Below are 20,065 nucleotides of genomic sequence, written 5' to 3' on the forward strand. Positions count from 1 at the left end.
TTACTTCTCCAAGTAGTACATGTAGTCGGCCACGTTCTCCGGGGTCACGATCTGGGTGGGAACCGGGATGTTTGCCGGAGCGCCGCGTCCGCAAGCCAGGTCGATTGCCGAATTCATTGCCTCATGGCCGAATTCGAAGGTGTTCTGCTGGACCACGCCTTTAAGCCAACCGGCTTTGAGTCCGCCTACCGCCTGATCCGAAAGATCCCAACCGACTGCTTCGATGCGATCCTGCGCCTTCTGACTGTTGACCGCCGCGACGAGACCGATCAGTGCCGGCTCACCGGTTGCGTAGACGTACTTCATGTCGCCACCGCCGGTCAGCAGGTTCTCCGCCGCGGTCTGTGCGTTCTCCTGAATGTTACGTCCGTCCACGACGGTGCCGACGGTCATTCCGCGGCCGGTCACGGTCTCCGTGAAGCCCTTCTGCCGCTCCAACTGAACAGTGCTGTTGAGCGCGCCGACGATACCGACCGTTCCGGTGTTGTTCGCGACGTCGGCCAAGGTGTTTCCGATCTTGGCACCACCCTCGGCGTTGGCCGTACCGACCTGAGTCGACAGTGCCGGATCGTCGATGGTCGCGTCCACCGCGACGACGGGGATGCCCGCGTTCTTGGCCTTGACCACCGACGGCTTGATTCCGTCCGTGTCGATTGCATCGACGATGATCGCGTCGACTCCGGCGGCGATCAGATTGTCGAAGGCGTTGGCCTGCGCGACGGAATCGTCGTTGCCGCTGATGATCTGCAGGTCGACGCCTGCCTTGTCCGCGACGTTCTTCGCGGCATTGTTGATCTGGTTGAAGTACAGCGCCTGGAGGTTGATGGTCACCAGACCGACCTTGAGCTTGCCGTTCGTCCCGTCACAGCTTTCGGCGACCCGGGTCGGCTGCGGGATGGACGAGCCCCCCGATGCGTCCTTCGAGTCACTCGACGAAGCCGAGTCACAAGCGGTGAGCGTGAGCGCGACTGCAGCTCCCAGCGCCAGAGGCAATGCACGTTTCATCATCGAGTCTCCAAAAGGGTGTGAGGGGTCAATGTTGCTGTGAAGCTGTCCAATTCATCTCGGGTGGGGCATCCGCGGGGGCCTGCGGTGGCGCAAGCCAATGCAGCCGATGCCCCGGCGAGTCGTGCGGCGTCCACCGGTGAGCGCCCGGCGTCGACAAAAGCGATGTACGTACCGCCGAAGCAATCACCGGCCCCGACGGCATCGACGACGTCGACCACTACTGCCGGTTCGCTCGTCACCTCGCCGTCCGGTGTGGCCAGTGTCCAACCTCGCGAGCCGTCGGTCACCAGCAGGTGGGTGTGGTGCTCGGCGGCCAGAGTCTGCCACTGGTCGAAACCGATCCCGAACTCGCCTTCCCACAGGGCACGCCCTACGACGACGTGGTCGGCCAGAGCGAACGCGCGCAGTGCCGCGGCTTTGTTTTCACAACCGTCCAGATCGATTACCAGACTTACGCTTCCCGGCAATCCCTCTGGCAGGAAGCCCGCACGGTATCCGTCGAGGAACAGCCGTCCACCACCGGCAGCAGCCAATCGGGTGATGACAACCCCGATTCGTTCGGCATCGTTCGGGTCGTCCTGGCTGATGATTGAGCGATCGCCGTCCTGCGCGATGAGAACAACTGCCGTCGACAGGAACGCATCTCGCGGCGACCAACTGGTGTCGACGCCGTCTGCCTCGAGGGATTCGAGAAACTCGGTGGACCGCGCGTCCGGGCCCACGGCACCGGCAAAGATCACTTGCGCGCCCATTCTGGCCGCGGATACCGCAGCATTTGCATTCATTCCACCGTCGATCTGACTGATGGCCGTTGCCTGAACGCGCTCACCGAGTACCGGTACGTGTGGGACATGTACCGTCACATCGTTGTTGGCGTATCCACAAAAGACAATCATGGTTACTTTCCTGCGGCCCGGGACAGTTCGCGGACCTTCTCGCCTGCGACCCGTCCCCACCAGCGTCCATTGTCCTTCACCGAGGATGCAACTATGGCGCCGTCGCATTCCTTCATCAGCGCTGCGACATTGGCAGCCGTGATGCCGGATCCGATGATCACGGGAAGAACGGTGTTGTCTCGGATCACGGAAACCTCGTCGACCGAAGCGGCGTCACCGGTGCGCGAACCCGTCGCGATCAGAACATCTGCGTCGAAGAACTCGGCGTCTTCGGTCTGTTCCGCGACAGTGCGGTCCGCGACAATGGCATGCGCACCGTGCTTGACGTGCACGTCAGCGAAGATCCGGACCGGGTCGGCGCCGATGCGATGGCGGAAGCGCGTCGTCTTGGCGGCCTGGCCCTCGATGAAGCCCTCATTGGCAATGTAGGCATTGGCCCACTGATTGACGCGCACAAAACTCGCGCCTGCCGCCCACGCTGCGGCCACTCCGCACTCGCCGGCGTTGGACAGGATGCTGACGCCGACGGCCTTGCCGAACTCGCCGACCACCGCTGCCGTGATGACTCCCATGCTCGCGGCGGTTTCGTATCCGTGTTCGCCGGGCTTGAGGAACGGTATGTCCCAGTGATTTTCGACGATCACCCCGTCGAAACCGTTGTCGACATACGCGTGTGCTTCCTCGACGGCGAAGCGAGCAATTTCCGAAACCGGCTGCCCGGTGTAGTGCGGGCTGCCCGGCAGGGCCGGGAGGTGAATGGCCCCGATGAGAGATGGCGTGCCGGTGAACATCTCTGCCAGCGCCGAGGGCTTGGGCGGAAAGACTCCGAGCGGTGATGCGGTCACTTCAGCTACCCCATTCCATGCGCAAGATTTGCGCTGTATGTCCATGCACAAGATCTGCACACGATGTAATCGATTGCCTTGATGAATTAGCAGGTTATGCGATCAACACCGGGTTGTGTCAAGGATTTCACAATTCGAATTTGTAAACGATTGCCTCAATCGCGTTACATGCGGGACACTGGACCGTGCGGTTCGATAACCTCGGACCCGAATCGAGCAGAAAACGGGGGACGCATGCGCAAGGCGACCATTCGCGATGTCGCGGAACTGGCCGGGGTGTCGACGGCCACCGTGTCGCGGGCACTGTCCGGCTCCCGCCCTGTCTCGGACGAGCTTGCAGCGACGATCAAACGAGCCGCGGATTCTCTCGGATACTCGGGAAACATCATCGCCAGCTCACTGCGTCGCAATCGGACGGACACCGTCGGAATGGTGGTTCCGAGTATCGCGAACCCCTTCTTCACTTCGCTGGTGGTCAACGTCGAACACGTCCTCGCTCGGCGCGGACTACAACTGTTCCTGTGCGATTCTCGTTCCGATCCCGACGTGGAAGCGCAGCGACTCAAGTCGCTCGTCTCCCGGCAAGTGGACGGAATCATCATCAGCCCGTGCCACGGCGAACTGAGTGCCGAAGCCGTCCGAGCCAGCGCGGCAACGCTTCCGGTCGTTCAACTGGACCGGTTTGCAATGGATACCCAGACGGACTGGGTCGGCGTCGACGACGACGCCGCTCAATCCCTGGTGATGGAGCATCTGTCCGAGCGTGGCGCGCAATCAGCCGCCTTCATCAGTTCCGAGCTGACCAATTCGTCAACAGAACTTCGCCGGGCCGGCTTCTTCCGCCACGCGGATCGAATGGGCATCGAAACTCGTGACGAGTGGACACAACTCGGCGAGTACTCGATCGAGTGGGGGCGCACGGCATCCAACATCATCCTGACCGGCAAAACTCGCCCCGACGCCCTGGTCTGCGCCGACGACTTGATCGCACTTGGCGTGTTGCAGACGTGTCACACATTGGGCATCGACGTTCCCGGCGACGTTCTGGTCACCGGTTTCGACAACATCCCATTCTCCGAATTGTGCAACCCGCCGTTGACCACCGTCGGGCAGCCGCAGGAAAGAATCGCGGAAGAAGCTGTGCGACTTCTGGATCAGGCGATGAACAACTCTTCCGAGTCGACAGCCCACATCGCGCTTGCTCCTGAACTGATTGTCCGTCAGTCCACCGTCGGCCAAGCGGCGGCAACCGCACCGTAAGCAGCGATCGCATCGTCCAGTTCGGAAACCTTGACGCTTTCGTTGGCCGCATGCATCAGCGAGGGAGTGCCAGGGCCCCAGATCACGACGGGAGCACCAGGGGCGGCGGCGGCCAGTACCGAAGCGTCGGTGAAGTACGAAACCGGTTCGGTTGCAACAGGGATAGGCAAGGTAGCCAACCACGGATCCGACGCGTCGGTACGCACACCTCCCAGATGAATCGACGTCTCCACCGAGTCGACTTCTGGTTGGGCTCGCCACCACGCGAGCAGGTCGGCGCCGTCTCCCACCGTGCGGTGATCGATCACCGCACGTGCACTGTCCGGCACGATGTTCGGAGCCGAACCCCCGCCGACCAAGCCGAGGTTCCAGGTTTCGGCACCCAGAAACGCGTCGGACGACAGCGGAAGCTCACGCCGGGCTCGGTCGACGACGTCAAGCAGTTTGAGGACGGCGTTGGTTCCTCGCTGCGGTGTACTCCCGTGCGCGGCTTTTCCTTTGACGGACACTTCGAGCCACAGTGCGCCGCGGTGCCCCAGGTTGATTCGGTTGCCCGTCGCCTCGGGAACGATGACGGCCCCGACCTCGAGATTCGCCACGGCGTCGGCCGAACGAACAGCCCCGAGCGATCCGATTTCCTCGTCGCTCGTCAGCAACAGCGCGACCGGGACTCCACGTTCGAAGGCTTCGACAACCGCGGCAGTAGCGGCAACAAGGCCGGCCTTCATATCCGATGTCCCTCTGCCGAGGAACAATTCGCCGTCGACCTGTGCGGCGTACGGGTCGAACTCCCAGTCGGAGACAGTGCCCACTGGCACCGTGTCCACGTGGCAGGCGAACAGTAGTCTCGCGGCCGAGGGTGCAGCTTCGTTGGTGATCAAGGCCCAGGGATGATTGCCGGTCAGGTCTGACTCCACCTTCGCCTGTGGCGCACGTGAGAGAACCAACGAGACAATCGAATCCATCGCCCGCCGTTGAGGAGCGGCCTCCCCCGAGACCGTGTCGAGAGCTACCAGTTCCGAGAGAAGTCCGAGGGAATCCATGTACCTATTCTTGCACTGCCACGGATTCAGTGCGCTGCCAGCTGGGCGATGACGACGTAATTGTCGTCGGTCGACTCTCCTTCGACGACATCACAATTGGCGAGGATCAGCCGTCCCGGAACCGATTCGCGCAACTCGTGAGCGCCCAGCAGCGAACCTTTGTGCAGCGGTCCGACTGTTTCGACGTCGTACTCAAGCGTGCCGTTCGGTGTACCCAGGAGAATTCGATCGCCCGGCTCCACTACCCGGAGCGCCCGGAACGGTGCTTCGCGAGTGGTGTAGTTGTGGCCGACCACGACAACTGTTTGTGTGGTCGACGTTCCCGGCATTCCGCTTTCACCCCACCACACCGGCAGTTCGTCGACGGGATTCAGTTGCTGCCCACTCTCGCCGCCGCGCATCAGTTTCTCCGAGTGCAACGGACTGCTCAGGTACGTGACCCCGGACGCAGACCTCAACTCGATCCTCTCGGGTTCTGCCGGATCGACGGTCACCGAAGCCGGTGCAGCCGCGATATGCGACTGCACCGGCGAGCGGTCAGGTAGCGATCCCGCGTTCTCGCCCGAACATCCGGATACGAGGAGGGCGAGGATCGCTACCGCCGAGAGACCGGCGCTACGCAGACGTGTTGCCCGGGCCGTCATGACGCTTGCGACGAACAACCACCGTCGTAGCTGCTGCGGCGGCAGCGCCCACGACTCCGACGCCGATCAATACAGCCGGCAGGTTGGAGTTGCTGCTACCGCTGGTGCTGCTGCTTGCGGTGTCACCGAGAGCAAGGTCGACCGGGGGCAGGCTTCCGGCGAGCGCCGGATCGCCGTCGGCATCGGTGACGTAGTAGTCGACGACGTCGAAGGCTCCCTTGTTGTTGTAGTAGCCGACCAGCTTGACGCCGGTCTTGTTCACTACAGCGGTGGTCTCGTCGACCTTCGTGACCCCGGAGCCGTCGTCGGTGTGCTCACCGATGATCACTTCACCGCCGACGCCTGTTCCGTTGTCGATCTCCTTCTCGCCCTTTGCCTTGAGCTCGTCGACGATCTTCTGCGCTGCATCCGCTTCGGCCTTTGCGGCGGCTGCAGCGGCCTGAGCTTCCTTGGCCTTTGCTGCCGCGGCGTCGGCCGCCGCCTTCGCGTCTTCGGCGGCCAGGTAGAGATCCTGCGCCTTCTTGCTCGCCGCTTCGGCAGCTTCGGCCTTCTTGGCGGCTTCGGCAGCCTTTTCGTCGGCGATGGCTCGCTTGTCGGTGGCAGCCTCGCCCGCAGCATCGGCTTCGGCCTGGGCCGTCTCCGCGGCCTTCTGCGCAGCGTCGGCATCCTTCTGCGCGGAAGCCGCAGTAGCCGCCGCTTCATCTGCGGCCTTACGGGCGGCGGTAGCAGCTTCTACCTCGGTGGCAGCTGCGGACTCGGCTGCCTTGGCCGTGGTTTCAGCGGCGGTGGCCACCTTCTGAGTTTCCTTGACGGTGATCGCGAGCTGCTTGGCATTCCAAGCTGCGGCCAACGCCTGAGCCTTAGCGACGGCTGCCTTCGCGAAATCCCAGTTCTTGAAGGCTTCCTCGGCTTCCTTGTTCTTGTCCGCTACCAGTTTGGCGTTTGCATCCGCGGCAGCCTTCGCCTCATCGGCCTTGGCCTGCAGAGCATTAGCCTCGGCGCGCGCCTTTGCTGCCTCTTCGGTCTTGGGCCCCGAACCGGCGGCCTTCGCAGCCTCCTCGAGTTCAGCAGCCTTGGCTGCGGCCGCGTCGGCTTCTGCCTGAGCTGTTTTTGCTACCTCTTTCGCATCGGCCGCCGCGGACTCCGCAACCTTGGCTGCCTCTTCGGCTTCCTTGGCAGACTGTTCCGCGGCCCCGGCCTCCGCCTTGGCCTTGGTCGATTCGACCGCCGCCTTGGTTGCCTCGACGCTCGCCTGGGTCATTGCCTCGGTCGCCTTCACCGAAGTGTCTGTCGCTGCGGACGAGTCGACCCCTGCCGTCGCGGCTGCTTCGGCGGCCTTCGCTGCCGCGTCGGCAGCTGCCTTGGCTTTTGCTTCGGCTTCCGCCAGTGCTGCAGCGTCCGTACCAGCGGTTTCGGCACTGCCCGTGCCCGCGACCCCGGCTTCAACCTTCTCCGGCGTGGTCTCGGTGCTCGTCGCCGCGTCGGCGTCGGTGGTGGCGGCTGCCTCTTCCTCGGCGCAGGTCACCAGCGGATCAGCGCTCGGGGTACACACGGTTTCCGGCTCTGCCGATGCAATTCCCGTGCCGCCCACCGCCAATCCGAGAGCTAGTACGGCACCGGCGGCCGCAGAGCGGACCCTCCGAGAATGGGCGATGGACTTCTCCGACATAGCGCTCAACCTTTCGGCCTTCTTTACGAAGACGGCAATTCCGGCGTGGACAGCCTTTACTTCGTCGGCTGACTTCCAGACGTTACGACCGGTCGGTCCGAAAAATTGAGAGCTGCTGCGCTAACCGCAGGAATCAGGACCGCGGAACGCGCCCCATCAGGTAGAACTCCGGATTGGGCAGCATGCCGGAGAAGCTCGCCATGCGATTGCTCAGCCCGAAGAATGCAGTGATCGCGGCGATGTCCCACGCGTCCTCGTCGCCGAAGCCGTGCACACGAAGGGCGTCGAAGTCGGCGTCGGCGATTTCGTGCGAGGCGGAGTTCACCTTGGTGGCGAAGTCGAGCATCGCGCGCTGACGATCGGAGATCTCTGCGGTGCGATAGTTGACCGCAACCTGGTCGGCAACCAACGGCTTCTTCTCGTAGATACGCAGAATTGCGCCGTGCGCGACAACGCAGTACGTACATTTGTTGGCCGCAGAGATCGTGGTGACGATCATTTCTCGATCACCCTTGGTGAGTGCGGGATCTTCCTTGAGCATGATCGCGTCGTGGTATGCGAAGAATGCCCGGAACTCGGCTGGGCGCCGAGCGAACATCAGGAAGACGTTGGGCACGAACCCCGACTTCTCCTGGATCTCGAGAATCTTGGCGGCGATGTCCTCGGGCACCTCGGTCAATTCAGCCTGCGGAAAACGGGTGCTCACTGTGCCTCCTGGTCAACCATCGATGTTCGATTCAAGATAATGATGATTAACTGAGTTGTCCAGATGCATTTCCTGCCCTACTTTTTCGGGCACGGATAGTCGGGTACGGCCCAAGTGATCTGCGTAGCGTGAAACCCGTGAACAGGAAGACACGATGATCGACGGACTGAACCGCGCGCTCGACTACATCGAAAGCAATCTGAGCGACGAGATCGAGACAGCCGAGATGGCAAGGCTGGCAACCACCTCGGAGTATCACTTTCGGAGGATGTTCTCGGCCCTGGCCGGCATTCCCGTATCCGAATACATCCGTCGACGTCGACTCACCCTAGCCGGTGCCGAGTTGTCCGTCAGTAGATCAGGAGTGTTGGAGACCGCCGTGAAGTACGGCTACTCGTCCGCGGAGGCCTTCACACGAGCGTTCACCGCATTTCACGGCGTGAGCCCCGGCGCGGTCAAACGCGCTCCCGCCGTTCTCAAATCCCAACAGAAACTTGTCATTCACGTGACACTGGAAGGAGCCACACCGATGGACTACATGCTTGTGGACAAACCTGCCCTGACGGTAGTCGGGTTCAAGACCCGGGTTCCATTGGTTCACGAAGGTCCCAATTCTGCGATCGAAGATTTCACCCGCTCCGTGGACAAGGTTGCGTTGCGAGGGTTGCGCGAGCTCTCCGATCAGGACCCGGCGGGAATCGTCAGTGTCGTCGACAATTTGGCGCATCCCAGAACCGAAGGCACAGAACTGGATTACTACCTGGGAGTGGTCACCGGCAAACCTTCACCCACGGGTTTCGATGCGCTGACGGTCGACGCGCACACGTGGGCCGTCTTCACCGCCGACGGGTCGGAAATCGAATCTGTGCAGTATTTGTGGCGAGATATCTACACGGAATGGTTCCCTGCCAACCCTTTTCGCTCCGTACCTGGTCCCGAGATCATGCGTACCGAATACAACGACGATTTCACCGCCGCACGGTTCGAGCTCTGGATTCCGGTCGAGAGCGAGCCGAGCGACGTCGGGGCGTAAAACAGCCGCCAGGTCGGATGGAAGTCACGACCCGGCGGCTGAGCCATCAGATGAAACAGACTGTCAAAGAATCAGTTTCGCTCCGGTAGCAGCAACCACGTCCTCGACGCTGATGCCCGGCGCCGTCTCCACCAGGCGGAGACCGTCGTCAGTCACGTCGATCACGGCCATGTCGGTGATGATTCGCTGGACGCAGCCCTTACCGGTCAGCGGAAGCGAGCACTCCTCGACGATCTTGTGCTCACCCTTCTTCGAGACGTGCTCCATCATCACGATGACGCGCTTTGCGCCGTGGACCAGATCCATCGCGCCGCCCATGCCTTTGACCATGTGGCCAGGGATCATCCAGTTCGCGAGGTCTCCGGTGGCACTGACCTGCATGGCACCGAGCACGGCAACGTCAACCTGGCCGCCGCGGATCATGCCGAACGACGCTGAGGAGTCGAAGAACGACGCACCGGGGAGAACGGTGATGGTCTCCTTGCCCGCATTGATCAGCTCGGGATCGAGTTCGTCCTCGGTCGGGTACGGCCCCACGCCCAGAACGCCGTTCTCCGAGTGCAATACAACGGTGATATCGGTCGGGAGGTAGTTCGGAACCAGCGTCGGCATACCGATGCCGAGGTTCACGTACTGCCCGTCCTCGAGTTCGCGCGCGACGCGGGCCGCCATCTCTTCGCGGGTAAGTTTGGTGGGTAGTACAGAAGTCATGCTCGTACCGTCCGATTCTCGATGCCGACCGTCACGGGGCCGACGTGGACAACACGCTGAACGTGAATGCCCGGCGTGTGGATCTCGGCGGGGTCGAGCTCACCCGGCTCTACGAGGTGCTCGACCTGCGCAATGGTGATGCGCCCCGACGTTGCTGCAGCCGGATTGAAGTTCTGGGTACTCGCGCGGTAGACGAGGTTGCCATGCCGGTCACCTTTCCAGGCATGGACCAGTGCATAGTCGGCGACGATGCCGCGCTCCATCACGTAGGTGACGCCGTCGAAGTCACGAGTTTCCTTGGGCGGACTGGCAACTGCGATGCCGCCGCTGCCGTCGTAACGCAGTGGCAGGCCGCCGTCGGCGACCTGGGTGCCGACGCCGGCCGGGGTGAAGAACGCGGGGATGCCCGCTCCCCCGGCGCGCATGCGCTCGGCGAGCGTGCCCTGCGGCGTGAGTTCTACTTCCAGCTCACCAGAAAGGTACTGACGCGCGAACTCCTTGTTGGAGCCGACGTACGAGCTGACAGTACGACGGATACGCCCCTTCTCCAGAAGCACTCCGAGCCCGAACCCGTCGGTGCCGCAGTTGTTGCTCACCGTTTCGAGTGATGTCGCGCCCTGCTCGAGGAGCGCATCGATGAGGATTTCCGGCACTCCGACGAGCCCGAAACCTCCGACAGCGATCGTGACGCCGTCCGGCACGTCGGCGACGGCCTCGGCAGCAGTGGGAATGACTTTGTCCATCATGTCGATCACAGTAGCGCGACCCGTACGTATTGTGAACCCCCGTCCGCATAACGAACATTTTTCGCCCCCGGCATTGCCTGGGTCACATCTACGAACTATTCTGTTCGCAGAGCGCAACACATGTACACATTGCGAACAACTTCACGTAACCGAACGACGAGGTTCCCTATGCTGCATCTACCGCCGAGGTACCAGCGGCCGACTGGCGTCAACGCCCCGGCCGATTTCGCGGACCACAAGACGACTTCCCTTCGCCACCCGAAGCAGCCGCTGAAGCTGCTCCCCCAGCGGCTCACGGAGCTCACCGGGCCGGTATTCGGCGAAGATCGCGTCGGCGCCGGCGAAAACGACCTGACCATTGCCAACGGCGGCGAAGCACAGGGACAGCGCATCGTCGTTCACGGCCGCGTACTCGACGGCGACGGAAAACCCGTCCCCCACACACTGCTCGAGGTGTGGCAGGCCAACGCCGGTGGACGCTACCGCCACACCGGCGACAACTGGCCCGCGCCGCTGGATCCGTTCTTCAACGGCCTGGGTCGCTGCGTCACCGACGCGAACGGCCACTACAGCTTCACCACGATCAAGCCGGGCGCCTACCCGTGGATGAACCACGACAACGCCTGGCGACCGGCACACATCCATTTCTCGCTGTTCGGCACGGCATTCACGCAGCGCCTCGTGACGCAGATGTACTTCCCCGACGATCCGATGTTCTTCCAGGACCCGATCTACAACGCGGTACCCGAAGCAGCACGTCACCGCATGGTCAGCGTCTTCGACTACGACGCCACAGTCCCCAACTGGGCTCTCGGGTTCCGCTTCGACATCGTCCTGCGCGGCCGTAACGCCTCCGTATTCGAGAACGAGGAAGACCACGATGACTGATCACACCGCGAAGCCCGCACCCACTTATCCGGTCGTCCCCGGCGACTTCACCACCGCCCCCTTCGGTGTCACGCCCTCTCAGACCGTCGGGCCGTACTGGCACATCGGCCTCCCCTGGACGGACGGCCCCGACGCCGCTCCCGCCGATGCCCCCGGACGAATCACGCTGGCCATCACGGTGATCGACGGCGCCCGTACACCCGTCGCCGACGCGATGATCGAAACATGGCAGGCCGATACGCTCGGACGCTTCAACCATCCGGACGATCCCCGTGGCGCAGTGGAGCTCACTCCGGCTGGTTTTCGCGGATGCGCCCGCAGCGCAGCGGATCCCACGGGCACTGCACTGGTCCACACTGTCAAGCCCGGTGCGCAGCCCACTGAAACGGATGCGAACGAGGCCCCACACGTGAACGTGTCGGTCTTCGCTCGCGGCATGCTCGACCGCCTGGTCACCCGCTTGTACTTCCCCGAGGACACCGACGCACACGCAACAGATCCGGTGCTGTCCTCACTGAGCGAAACCGAACGCGCGAAGCTGGTTGCAACCAAGGTCGACGGTGGGTACTCCTGGACGGTCTATGTTCAGGACGAGGACGCGAACGGCGTCGAGACGCCCTTCTTCGAACTGTAGAGGAGTACACATGCCCACTCGCGGCGCACTGTTCGATCCGGTGTTCGGGGCCACCCGAGTAGCGGAACACCTGTCCGACCAGGCGTGGGTCACCGCGTTGCTCGACGTGGAAGCCGCGCTGAGTTGTGCGATGGCCACAGTCGGATTGGCGGACGGGGAACACTGCGCCGCGGTGGCTGCTGCCGCGGCCGAACTCTCACAACCGGGCGGTCTGGACATCGTGGCGCTCGGCCGCGCGTCGGCCGCCGGCGGAAATCCCGTCATTCCGCTGGTGAAGATGCTGCGCGAAAGGGTCGGACAGGAAGGTGTGCCTGCCTCCGTGGTGCATCCGGGAGCCACCAGCCAGGACATCATGGATGATGCTCTCATGCTGTTGACGCGACGCGCGGGCGCGGTCGTTCTTGCCGACCTGACGCGCGCCGCCGATTCCGCCGCCCACCTCGCCCGCCTCCATCGCTCTACTCCTATGGTCGCGAGAACCCTGGGACAACAAGCACTTCCGACCACCTTCGGGCTACTGGCATCGAGTTGGTTCACCGCACTCGACGCCGCAGCGATTCGCCTCGAGATCGTGCTGTCCACGTTGCCGGTTCAATTCGGCGGAGCCGCAGGAACACTCGCTGCGTTGTATCCCGACGGGCTCAGGATCGCCGATGCACTGGCAGACGAACTCGGCCTGGCCAGGCAGGTTGCTCCCTGGCACACCGACCGCGTGACCATCGCAGAACTCGCGACCACACTCGGTATCGTCGCCGGCGCCGTTTCCAAGCCCGCCACCGACATCACCGTCATGGCGTCCACCGAACTGTCCGAGGTTGCCGAGAGCGCTCCGGGCGGCTCATCGGCCATGCCGCACAAGCAGAATCCGGTTGCCGCGATCACCGCCCGCGCGGCAGCGCGACGTGCTCCCGCGCTGGTGGCCACAGCCCTGTCGAACATGGATCACGAATTCGCTCGCGCCGCAGGCCCCTGGCACGCCGAGTGGGAAACCGTCACCGATCTCCTGCGTCTGGCAGGCGGAGCGGCGCACCAGCTTTCCGTGAGCCTCACCGGCCTGCAAGTACACACCGAGTCGATGGCTCGCAATCTCGACATCACCGGTGGCCTGATTCTCGCCGAGCGTGTCACCAAGGCCCTGTCCGCACACACTGATCGAGCGCGCGACATCGTCACCGCGGCAGCCACTTCCGGAACCAGATTGGATCGTGATCCCGCCATCGCAGAGCACCTGAGCGAAACCGAGATCGCCGAACTACTCGACCCCGCACACTATCTGGGCCACGCCACCGATCTGGTCGACCGCGCCCTCGCCGAACGCCCCACAGGAGGATCTCGATGAGCGTCGCGCTCAACTTTCAACAGACCGGCAATCTCGATGCCCCGGCAGTGGTTCTCCTGGGTTCACTCGGATCCGATCTGTCCATGTGGCAGCCGCAGATTCACGCGCTGTCGAATCGCTACCGCGTCATCGCCGTCGACCATCGCGGCCACGGCAAGTCACCGGTGCCTACGGGCCCCTACTCAATTGCCGATCTCGCCGGCGATGTCATCGCTCTCCTCGATTCGCTCGAACTCGAGTCCGTACATCTCGTCGGGCTCTCCCTCGGCGGCGCTGTCAGCCAATGGATCGCCGCGCACCACCCCACTCGCGTCGAGACGTTGACATTGATGTGCACGTCCTCGCAGTTCGCCCCGGCTCAACCGTGGATCGATCGTGCTCGGGCTGTCCGTGCGGACGGTATTGCATCCATCGCGGCCGCCGTCGTCGGACGCTGGTTCACGCCGGGACTGGCCGAGAACGATCCGGAGCTTGTCGCCCGTCACGTCGCGATGGTCGAAGCCACACCCGACGAGGGCTATGCCGCCTGCTGCGAGGCGCTTTCGACGTGGGACGGCCGCAACGACCTGGCCCGCATCGTCGCTCCGACGCTCCTCATCGCTGGCGAGCAGGATCCGGCGACGCCTCCGTCGACGTTGAGCGCGATCGCCGACGGCATCGCCGATGCGGTACTGCACGTGGTCGATCCGGGCGCACACCTGGCCAACGTCGAACAAGCCGGGCGCGTCACCAAACTACTTGCAACGCATATTGCCTCGCACACATCTGCGCTCGCCCAACGTAGCGCCGCGGTGTCGGCCGGCATGACCGTACGACGCCAGGTGCTCGGCGACGCCCACGTCGACCGTTCCATTGCCGGTGCCACCGAGTTCACCGCCCCTTTCCAGGACTTCATCACTCGCACGGCGTGGGGTGACATCTGGTCGCGCCCCGGCCTCGATCACCACACCCGCAGGCTCCTCACTCTCGCGATCCTCACCGCCGTCGGCAACGAACACGAACTCGACATGCACATTCGCGCTGCGCTGCGTGCCGGGATCGATCCCGACGAACTCGTGGAAGTATTTCTCCATACCGCGGTCTACGCGGGTGTGCCGAACAGCAACTTGGCTTTTGCGCTGGGAAAGCAAGCACTCGCGGACCTCTCGGCCGAACCTGAGGAGAACGAGACAACATGAGTGAGAACAGCAGCGAGCAGGCGCCGGGACCGTCCCCGGACTACGTGCAGTCGCTGGCCCGTGGGCTTTCCGTCATCAAGGCTTTCGACGGTGAGCACCCGCGTCGCACCCTCAGCGAGGTTGCCAGGCACACCGATCTCACGCGTGCGACCGCTCGCCGCTTCCTGCTCACACTCGTCGAACTCGAATACGTACGTACTGACGGTTCGGTGTTCTGGTTGACGCCCCGTGTCCTCGAACTCGGCTACAGCTACCTCTCCAGTCTGTCCCTTCCCGAGATCGCCGGGCCGCATCTGGAAGCCTTGTCCGCCAAGGTCCGTGAATCCACGTCCGTGTCGATCCTCGACGGTGACGACGTCGTGTACGTGGCTCGTGTTCCGGTCAGCCGCATCATGACGGTGTCCATCACCATCGGCACGCGCTTTCCCGCGTACGCCACATCCATGGGTCGAGTTCTGCTCGCAGGCTTGCCGGACGACGCACTGGACGCCTACCTCGCCCGAGTGTCCTTCGCCCGCCTGACCGGCAAGACCATCTCCACCGCCGACGGACTGCGTGCCGAACTCGAGAAGATTCGCGCCGACGGGTTCGCGATTGTCGATCAGGAACTCGAAGAGGGTCTGCGCTCGCTCGCCGCACCCATCCGGGACGCGACCGGTGACGTGGTCGCGGCCGTCAACATCTCCACCCAAGCCGCCCGCTACAGCGCCGAAGCTGTTCGCGGTGAACTGGTTCCGGCCGCAGTCGCCACCGCGGACGCCATCTCCGTCGATCTCGGACGTACTCAGTCGTCCAACAATCACTCGGCTGCCACCCGCTGACCGAGCAGACCCAAGGAAGAACCAATGCCTGACGTTGTCATCTGTGAACCGCTCCGTACCCCTGTCGGCCGCTTCGGCGGTGTCTTCCGTGACGTAGCCCCGGAAGATCTCGCCTCGACGCTGATCACCGAACTCGTCACGCGTACCGGCATTTCCGGCGCGGAGATCGACGACGTCATTCTCGGCCAGGCTTCGCCGAACGGTGAGGCTCCGGCGATCGGACGCATCGCGGCGCTCAACGCGGGTCTGGGCATCGATGTTCCCGGCATGCAGGTGGATCGCCGGTGCGGGTCGGGATTACAGGCAGTCATCCAGGCCGTCATGCAGGTTCAGTCCGGTGGCAGTGACCTGGTCCTCGCGGGCGGTGCCGAGTCGATGAGCCAGGCCGAGTTCTACGCAACCGGAATGCGTTGGGGCGTCAAGGGTGAAGGAGTTGCGCTCAGCGATCGTCTCGCGCGGGCCCGCGTCACAGCCGGCGGACGTGACTTCCCGGTTCCCGGCGGAATGATCGAAACGGCAGAGAACCTGCGCGCCGAGTTCTCCATCAGCCGCGAGGATCAAGATGCACTCGCGGTTCAATCCCATCAGCGTGCAGTCGCCGCACAGAAGAACGGCGTCTTCGCCGAAGAAATCGTTCCGGTATCCGTTCCGCAGCGCAAGGGCGAGGCCCTGCTCGTCGACACCGACGAGCATCCACGCGCCGACACCTCGATGGAATCGCTTGCGCGCCTTCGTCCCATGCGCGCAAAGATCGACCCCGACTCCACCGTGACTGCAGGTAATGCCAGCGGTCAGAACGACGGCGCAGCACTGGCGATCGTCACCACCGCCGACAAAGCTCGTACCCTCGGACTGCGACCGCTCGCACGCCTCGCGAGTTGGAGCGTTGCGGGCGTTCCGCCGCGCACCATGGGCATCGGCCCCGTACCGGCGTCGGAGAAGGCACTCGGCCGCCTCGGATTGACCCTGGCGGACATGGACGTCATCGAACTCAACGAAGCCTTTGCGGCACAAGCACTTGCAGTCCTGCAGAGCTGGAATCTCGAGGCCGACGACCCACGCATCAACCCCAACGGCTCCGGCATCTCCCTCGGACATCCGGTCGGAGCTACGGGTGGACGAATCCTGGCCACCCTGTTGCGCGAGATGGACCGTCGCGAAGCGCGTTACGGCCTCGAGACGATGTGCATCGGCGGCGGGCAGGGCCTGGCTGCGGTCTTCGAGCGCCTGTCCTGATCAAGCCCCGACGTGCGGGACGCCGGAGTCACCGAGTTCGCCGCGTAGGCCGTCGAGAAAGACACGCAGCAGGTCGGTGAGTTCGGCCTGCTGCTGCTCGGTGAGAATCGACGTCAGTCCGGCTTCACGGCCGAGGACTCGGTCCACCAATTGCTCCACCAGTTCGTGACCGGCGGCAGTGAGGGTCACGAGCACTATTCGTGACCCTTCCGCGGCGGAAGACCTCTCCACCAGACCCGCATTCTCCGCGCGCGCGAGTCGCTGCGAGATCGCACCGGCCGTGACTCCGGTCTGCTCGGTGATCTGGCGAGTCGTCAACTGATACGGCTCGCCGGATCGCCGCAGGACACTGAGCAGGTCCAGCGTCGCGGTGTCCGCACCGGCCGAGGCGAGTACCCGTCGGCGATCCTCACCGAGCAGCTTGGCGCACATCCACAGCCTGGTCACGATGCCGATGCCCTCTACCGGCGTGCCCGGCCTTTCGCGAAGCCAGGCCAACGCGACCGCGTCCACCGCGTCGTCCGGGTTGTAGTCGCCCACCACTGCACACCTCGTTTAGCTCTAAATGATACGTTCTTCGTATAGGTCTAAACGTAGCTCACGGAGGTAGGCATGACACGCACAGTTCTGGTAACCGGCGGCGGAACAGGGATCGGACGCGCAGTTGCAGCGGCGTTCGCCCGAGACGGAGACACAGTTTTTGTCACCGGCCGACGCACGGAACCACTCGAAAAGACCGCGGAGGAGTTGGGCGATAATGTTCACGCCTTGACTTGTGACAACTCCGACCCGAAAGACCTGAAGCGGCTGCAGGATTCGCTTCCGGGAACCATCGACGTCGTGGCGCACTGCGCCGGCGGTAACACGGACTTCGATCGTGAAGCGCCGTCAGATCTGGAATCCCTGGCCGCCGGGTGGCGGGCCAATCTGGACTCCAATCTGATCTCGGCAGTGTTGACCACAGCAGCAGTTCGAGATCGAATCCCCAGTGGCGGTGCCGTCATCACCATCGGATCGATTGCCGCCGACAAGGGAGCTGGAGCGTACGGCGCTGCCAAAGCAGCAGTTGCCACGTGGAATATCGATCTGGCCGCCGAACTGGGCCCAGAAGGCATCACCGCGAACATCGTCTCCCCCGGTTACATCGCCGACACCGAGTTCTTCCGGGACTTTCTGACGGACGAGCGTCGCGCGATGCTGATCGAATCCACCAGCACCAAGCGCGCCGGAACCCCGGACGACATCGCATCAGCCGTCCATTTCTTGGCCTCACCGGGTGCCCGGCAGATCACCGGTCAGGTATTGGCAGTCAACGGCGGCGAGAGAACCAGTCGCTGATCACGCCAGGTGGCGCTCGAAGAACGAGTCGATTCGCTTCCAGGCATCCTGTGCTGCAACAGGATCGGGACCGATTCCGAGAATGCGCTCCAAAGGACGAAGCACCTTGGGTCCGGCCTCCGCGTCGTTGAGGAACGCGTGGCCGGCGGTGGGGTACTCCTTGACGTCGTTCTCGATACCGGCATTGCTGAGCGCCGTCTCCAGCTTCGCTGCCGCGCCCCGGAGCGAGAAGTCCTTGCCTCCGAAACTCCCGACGATCGGGCACGCATCCACCACGGCCTCATCGAGTTTGCGCGGAAGCTGACCGTAGTTCACCGAGGCAGCGTCGAAATCTCCGGCGCTGACCATCGCGAAGCCGCCGCCCATGCAGAATCCGATGACACCGATCTTTCCGGTGCAGTCCCGGGATTCCACCAGCCAACTGCGAGCGACTTCGATGTCGGTGAACGCCTTGCCGTGTCCTCGAAGCATCGACGTCATGGTGGGCACTAGGCACCGCTTCGCCCCGCCCGCGCTGTAGAGGTCGACAGCAAGCGTCAAGAACCCCGCAGCGGCCAGCCGCTTGGCTTGCCGCTGCATCACCTCCTCGAGCCCGAAGGCCTCGTGAATCATCACTACCCCCGGCCACGGGCCGGGGGTAGTGGGGGTTTCGAGTATCGCTCGCAGCGGTTGTGATCCGCCGACTACTGCGGCGCGGCCCGTCAGATCTATGTCCACCATGTTTCGATGCTAGGCCGACGCAGGGTCCGTACGCTCGGAAGCGAGGTCAGGGGAGTTGTTTTCCCTGGCCCGCCGCAAGCCCGGTCAAGACCTCGGCGAGCTGCGGCAAGGCGTACGGTGCGCTCAGTGGACCGAAATTGTCGACAAAGGCATTCGAGAGCAGAAGTTCGACCGGCGCATAGGCTCGCGCCTTCACCGCGGGGAGGTTCTGGAAAACTGCGAAGTTCTCCAACCTCGTCGTCGCTTCCTGATCAGAAGCGAGGCTGAGCAAAATGTCTGCGGGTGCGAGTACCTCCGCCTGCTCCATCGACAGCGCAGTCATCTGCTCGGCGTTGTATCCGCGATAGTCGAGTCCGAGTTCGCGCAGCAGAACCCCGGGCGCACTGGCATCCCCCTGCACATACAACTGATCGCCGTACATCGAGCCGATCATGATCGTCTTGCCACCCAAGCCGTTCAGCGAAGCTGCGGTGTCGGAGATCAGGGCGTCGGTCCGGGCGATCGCTGCAGCAGCAGCCTCGTCGACAAAAGCGGCCTGCCCGACCGTGGCAACGCCGTCACGCCACGACGTGGTCCAGTCCAGCGCGACGACCGGCGCGATCTGACTGAGCCTCTCGGCTGCCGGTTCGAGATAAGTCTTCATTCCGATGATGAGGTCCGGCGAGTAGCGCGCGATGATTTCCGGGTTGATTTCGCCTGTGGTGCCGAAGCTTTCGAGGTCGGCTATTCCAGCGGTGCTCTGCCAAGGCAGTGAACCGCGGTCCCACGATCCTGTGTTGCCGTAGGCGACTGGGTGAACGCCGAGCGAGAGCAGGAATTCCAGATCCGTGAAGTCGCTGGCAACAACGATCCTTTCCGGCTTCCCCGAGATCGTGGTGGTGCCGAGCGCATTGACGACTTGGCGTTGCTCACCGGCGTCTGCGGCATCTGACGCCGTCGAACAACCCGCAAGGATGGCGGCCGCTGCCACTGCGCCGACCCCGAAGAACCCACGGCGACTGAGCTGGTCCACAAGTTCAGACGTCGTGGATTCACAAATCGTTCCGTACATGTATGCACTCTCCTTCTCGGCGACTGCTGCGCGCGCCGAGGGCACAGCGAAAGAGAGGTTAGCCCACCCTCATCTTCCATAGGGTTCCTACGTTTGCGATTCCGAGAGATCGGAGCGATAAAAATGGACCGTTCTCGAGCGGACAAGTACATTCCCGCTGATCTATCACCGCAGGCAGTTGGGCGAGCCACCAGTCCCTGCCTTCGGCGATCGGGTCGCTCCAGCGTCGAAAATCAGTCGAAGATCAGTTGCCATTCCCTCCTCGAAAGCTTCCGAATTACCGTCTTTTGCACGTCGCC

At 63.4% G+C, this 20,065-nt stretch carries 21 protein-coding genes; 9 read left to right on the plus strand and 12 right to left on the minus strand.

Annotated features, from left to right (window positions below; all coding sequences use genetic code 11):
* Genes G9U53_RS17410 through G9U53_RS17420 form a run of 3 tightly spaced genes read right to left on the minus strand, consistent with a single transcriptional unit; the run spans nt 1 to nt 2,749 of the window.
* Complete coding sequence (locus G9U53_RS17410; RefSeq protein WP_003940447.1) at nt 1-1,005, minus strand: substrate-binding domain-containing protein; 1,005 nt, start codon at nt 1,003-1,005, stop codon at nt 1-3.
* Nucleotides 1,005-1,904: a PfkB family carbohydrate kinase gene (locus G9U53_RS17415; protein ID WP_165638957.1), complete on the minus strand. Its 900-nt coding sequence runs from the start codon at nt 1,902-1,904 to the stop codon at nt 1,005-1,007. Before G9U53_RS17415 ends, G9U53_RS17410 begins: the two co-directional genes overlap by 1 nt.
* A 2-nt stretch (nt 1,905-1,906) precedes the next feature.
* A complete protein-coding gene (locus G9U53_RS17420; RefSeq protein WP_003940276.1) occupies nt 1,907-2,749 on the minus strand; it encodes a BtpA/SgcQ family protein in 843 nt (280 codons plus the stop codon).
* A 234-nt stretch (nt 2,750-2,983) separates the two neighbouring features.
* Here G9U53_RS17420 and G9U53_RS17425 point away from each other — a divergent pair, with 234 nt between their 5' ends.
* Nucleotides 2,984-4,009 carry a LacI family DNA-binding transcriptional regulator gene (locus G9U53_RS17425; RefSeq protein ID WP_003939717.1) on the plus strand — a complete coding sequence of 342 codons (1,026 nt, stop codon included), beginning with the start codon at nt 2,984-2,986 and terminating at the stop codon, nt 4,007-4,009.
* Here the strand turns inward: G9U53_RS17425 and G9U53_RS17430 are convergent.
* The 4 genes from G9U53_RS17430 to G9U53_RS17445 form a co-directional block, all read right to left on the minus strand.
* The gene (locus G9U53_RS17430) at nt 3,970-5,052 is read right to left on the minus strand and encodes a M20/M25/M40 family metallo-hydrolase (RefSeq protein WP_058037939.1); all 1,083 of its coding nucleotides are present in this window, start codon (nt 5,050-5,052) and stop codon (nt 3,970-3,972) included. The genes G9U53_RS17425 and G9U53_RS17430 overlap by 40 nt on opposite strands.
* A 26-nt stretch (nt 5,053-5,078) precedes the next feature.
* Nucleotides 5,079-5,696, minus strand: a complete 618-nt coding sequence (locus tag G9U53_RS17435; RefSeq protein WP_007730021.1) for a sortase — start codon at nt 5,694-5,696, stop codon at nt 5,079-5,081.
* Nucleotides 5,668-7,365 carry a hypothetical protein gene (locus tag G9U53_RS17440; RefSeq protein WP_081558474.1) on the minus strand — a complete coding sequence of 566 codons (1,698 nt, stop codon included), beginning with the start codon at nt 7,363-7,365 and terminating at the stop codon, nt 5,668-5,670. Before G9U53_RS17440 ends, G9U53_RS17435 begins: the two co-directional genes overlap by 29 nt.
* A 133-nt stretch (nt 7,366-7,498) precedes the next feature.
* Complete coding sequence (locus tag G9U53_RS17445) at nt 7,499-8,071, minus strand: peroxidase-related enzyme (protein ID WP_081558475.1); 573 nt, start codon at nt 8,069-8,071, stop codon at nt 7,499-7,501.
* A 154-nt stretch (nt 8,072-8,225) separates the two neighbouring features.
* Here G9U53_RS17445 and G9U53_RS17450 point away from each other — a divergent pair, with 154 nt between their 5' ends.
* Nucleotides 8,226-9,104, plus strand: a complete 879-nt coding sequence (locus tag G9U53_RS17450; RefSeq protein ID WP_165638958.1) for an AraC family transcriptional regulator — start codon at nt 8,226-8,228, stop codon at nt 9,102-9,104.
* A gap of 63 nt (nt 9,105-9,167) precedes the next feature.
* Here G9U53_RS17450 and G9U53_RS17455 read toward each other — a convergent pair whose 3' ends face one another.
* Both G9U53_RS17455 and G9U53_RS17460 read right to left on the minus strand, forming a co-directional pair.
* Entirely contained in the window at nt 9,168-9,815 is a 648-nt protein-coding gene (locus tag G9U53_RS17455; RefSeq protein ID WP_007730017.1) for a CoA transferase subunit B, read from the minus strand.
* Nucleotides 9,812-10,558 carry a CoA transferase subunit A gene (locus G9U53_RS17460; protein WP_030536554.1) on the minus strand — a complete coding sequence of 249 codons (747 nt, stop codon included), beginning with the start codon at nt 10,556-10,558 and terminating at the stop codon, nt 9,812-9,814. The genes G9U53_RS17455 and G9U53_RS17460 overlap by 4 nt, the downstream gene beginning before the upstream one ends.
* Nucleotides 10,559-10,729: 171 nt before the next feature.
* Between G9U53_RS17460 and pcaH the strand changes: the two genes are divergently transcribed.
* From pcaH to G9U53_RS17490, 6 genes are read left to right on the plus strand one after another with little or no spacing between them, the layout of a single operon-like run.
* Nucleotides 10,730-11,449, plus strand: coding sequence for a protocatechuate 3,4-dioxygenase subunit beta (pcaH, locus tag G9U53_RS17465; protein ID WP_165638959.1), 720 nt, complete (start codon nt 10,730-10,732; stop codon nt 11,447-11,449).
* Nucleotides 11,442-12,083 (plus strand): protocatechuate 3,4-dioxygenase subunit alpha, encoded by a 642-nt coding sequence (gene pcaG / locus G9U53_RS17470; RefSeq protein ID WP_081558477.1) that lies wholly within the window; start codon nt 11,442-11,444, stop codon nt 12,081-12,083. Before pcaH ends, pcaG begins: the two co-directional genes overlap by 8 nt.
* A gap of 10 nt (nt 12,084-12,093) precedes the next feature.
* Nucleotides 12,094-13,422: a 3-carboxy-cis,cis-muconate cycloisomerase gene (gene pcaB / locus G9U53_RS17475; RefSeq protein ID WP_081558478.1), complete on the plus strand. Its 1,329-nt coding sequence runs from the start codon at nt 12,094-12,096 to the stop codon at nt 13,420-13,422.
* Nucleotides 13,419-14,600, plus strand: a complete 1,182-nt coding sequence (gene pcaD, locus G9U53_RS17480; RefSeq protein WP_063315726.1) for a 3-oxoadipate enol-lactonase — start codon at nt 13,419-13,421, stop codon at nt 14,598-14,600. Before pcaB ends, pcaD begins: the two co-directional genes overlap by 4 nt.
* Nucleotides 14,597-15,421 (plus strand): IclR family transcriptional regulator C-terminal domain-containing protein, encoded by an 825-nt coding sequence (locus G9U53_RS17485; protein WP_007730008.1) that lies wholly within the window; start codon nt 14,597-14,599, stop codon nt 15,419-15,421. Before pcaD ends, G9U53_RS17485 begins: the two co-directional genes overlap by 4 nt.
* Nucleotides 15,422-15,445: 24 nt before the next feature.
* The gene (locus tag G9U53_RS17490) at nt 15,446-16,657 is read left to right on the plus strand and encodes an acetyl-CoA C-acetyltransferase (RefSeq protein ID WP_030536550.1); all 1,212 of its coding nucleotides are present in this window, start codon (nt 15,446-15,448) and stop codon (nt 16,655-16,657) included.
* Here G9U53_RS17490 and G9U53_RS17495 read toward each other — a convergent pair whose 3' ends face one another.
* On the minus strand, nt 16,658-17,197 hold the full coding sequence (locus tag G9U53_RS17495; protein ID WP_232329925.1) for a MarR family transcriptional regulator: 540 nt from the start codon (nt 17,195-17,197) through the stop codon (nt 16,658-16,660).
* Nucleotides 17,198-17,269: 72 nt separating this feature from the next.
* Between G9U53_RS17495 and G9U53_RS17500 the strand changes: the two genes are divergently transcribed.
* Complete coding sequence (locus G9U53_RS17500) at nt 17,270-17,995, plus strand: SDR family oxidoreductase (RefSeq protein WP_165638960.1); 726 nt, start codon at nt 17,270-17,272, stop codon at nt 17,993-17,995.
* On the opposite strand, the gene G9U53_RS17505 is transcribed toward G9U53_RS17500, so the two are convergent.
* On the minus strand, nt 17,996-18,715 hold the full coding sequence (locus tag G9U53_RS17505; RefSeq protein WP_050654570.1) for a dienelactone hydrolase family protein: 720 nt from the start codon (nt 18,713-18,715) through the stop codon (nt 17,996-17,998).
* Between the two features lie 46 nt (nt 18,716-18,761).
* On the minus strand, nt 18,762-19,811 hold the full coding sequence (locus G9U53_RS17510; RefSeq protein WP_347570817.1) for an ABC transporter substrate-binding protein: 1,050 nt from the start codon (nt 19,809-19,811) through the stop codon (nt 18,762-18,764).
* Nucleotides 19,812-20,065 lie beyond the last annotated feature (254 nt).

The organism is Rhodococcus sp. D-46 (assembly GCF_011290655.1).
Classification (GTDB): Bacteria; Actinomycetota; Actinomycetes; order Mycobacteriales; family Mycobacteriaceae; genus Rhodococcus_F; species Rhodococcus_F qingshengii.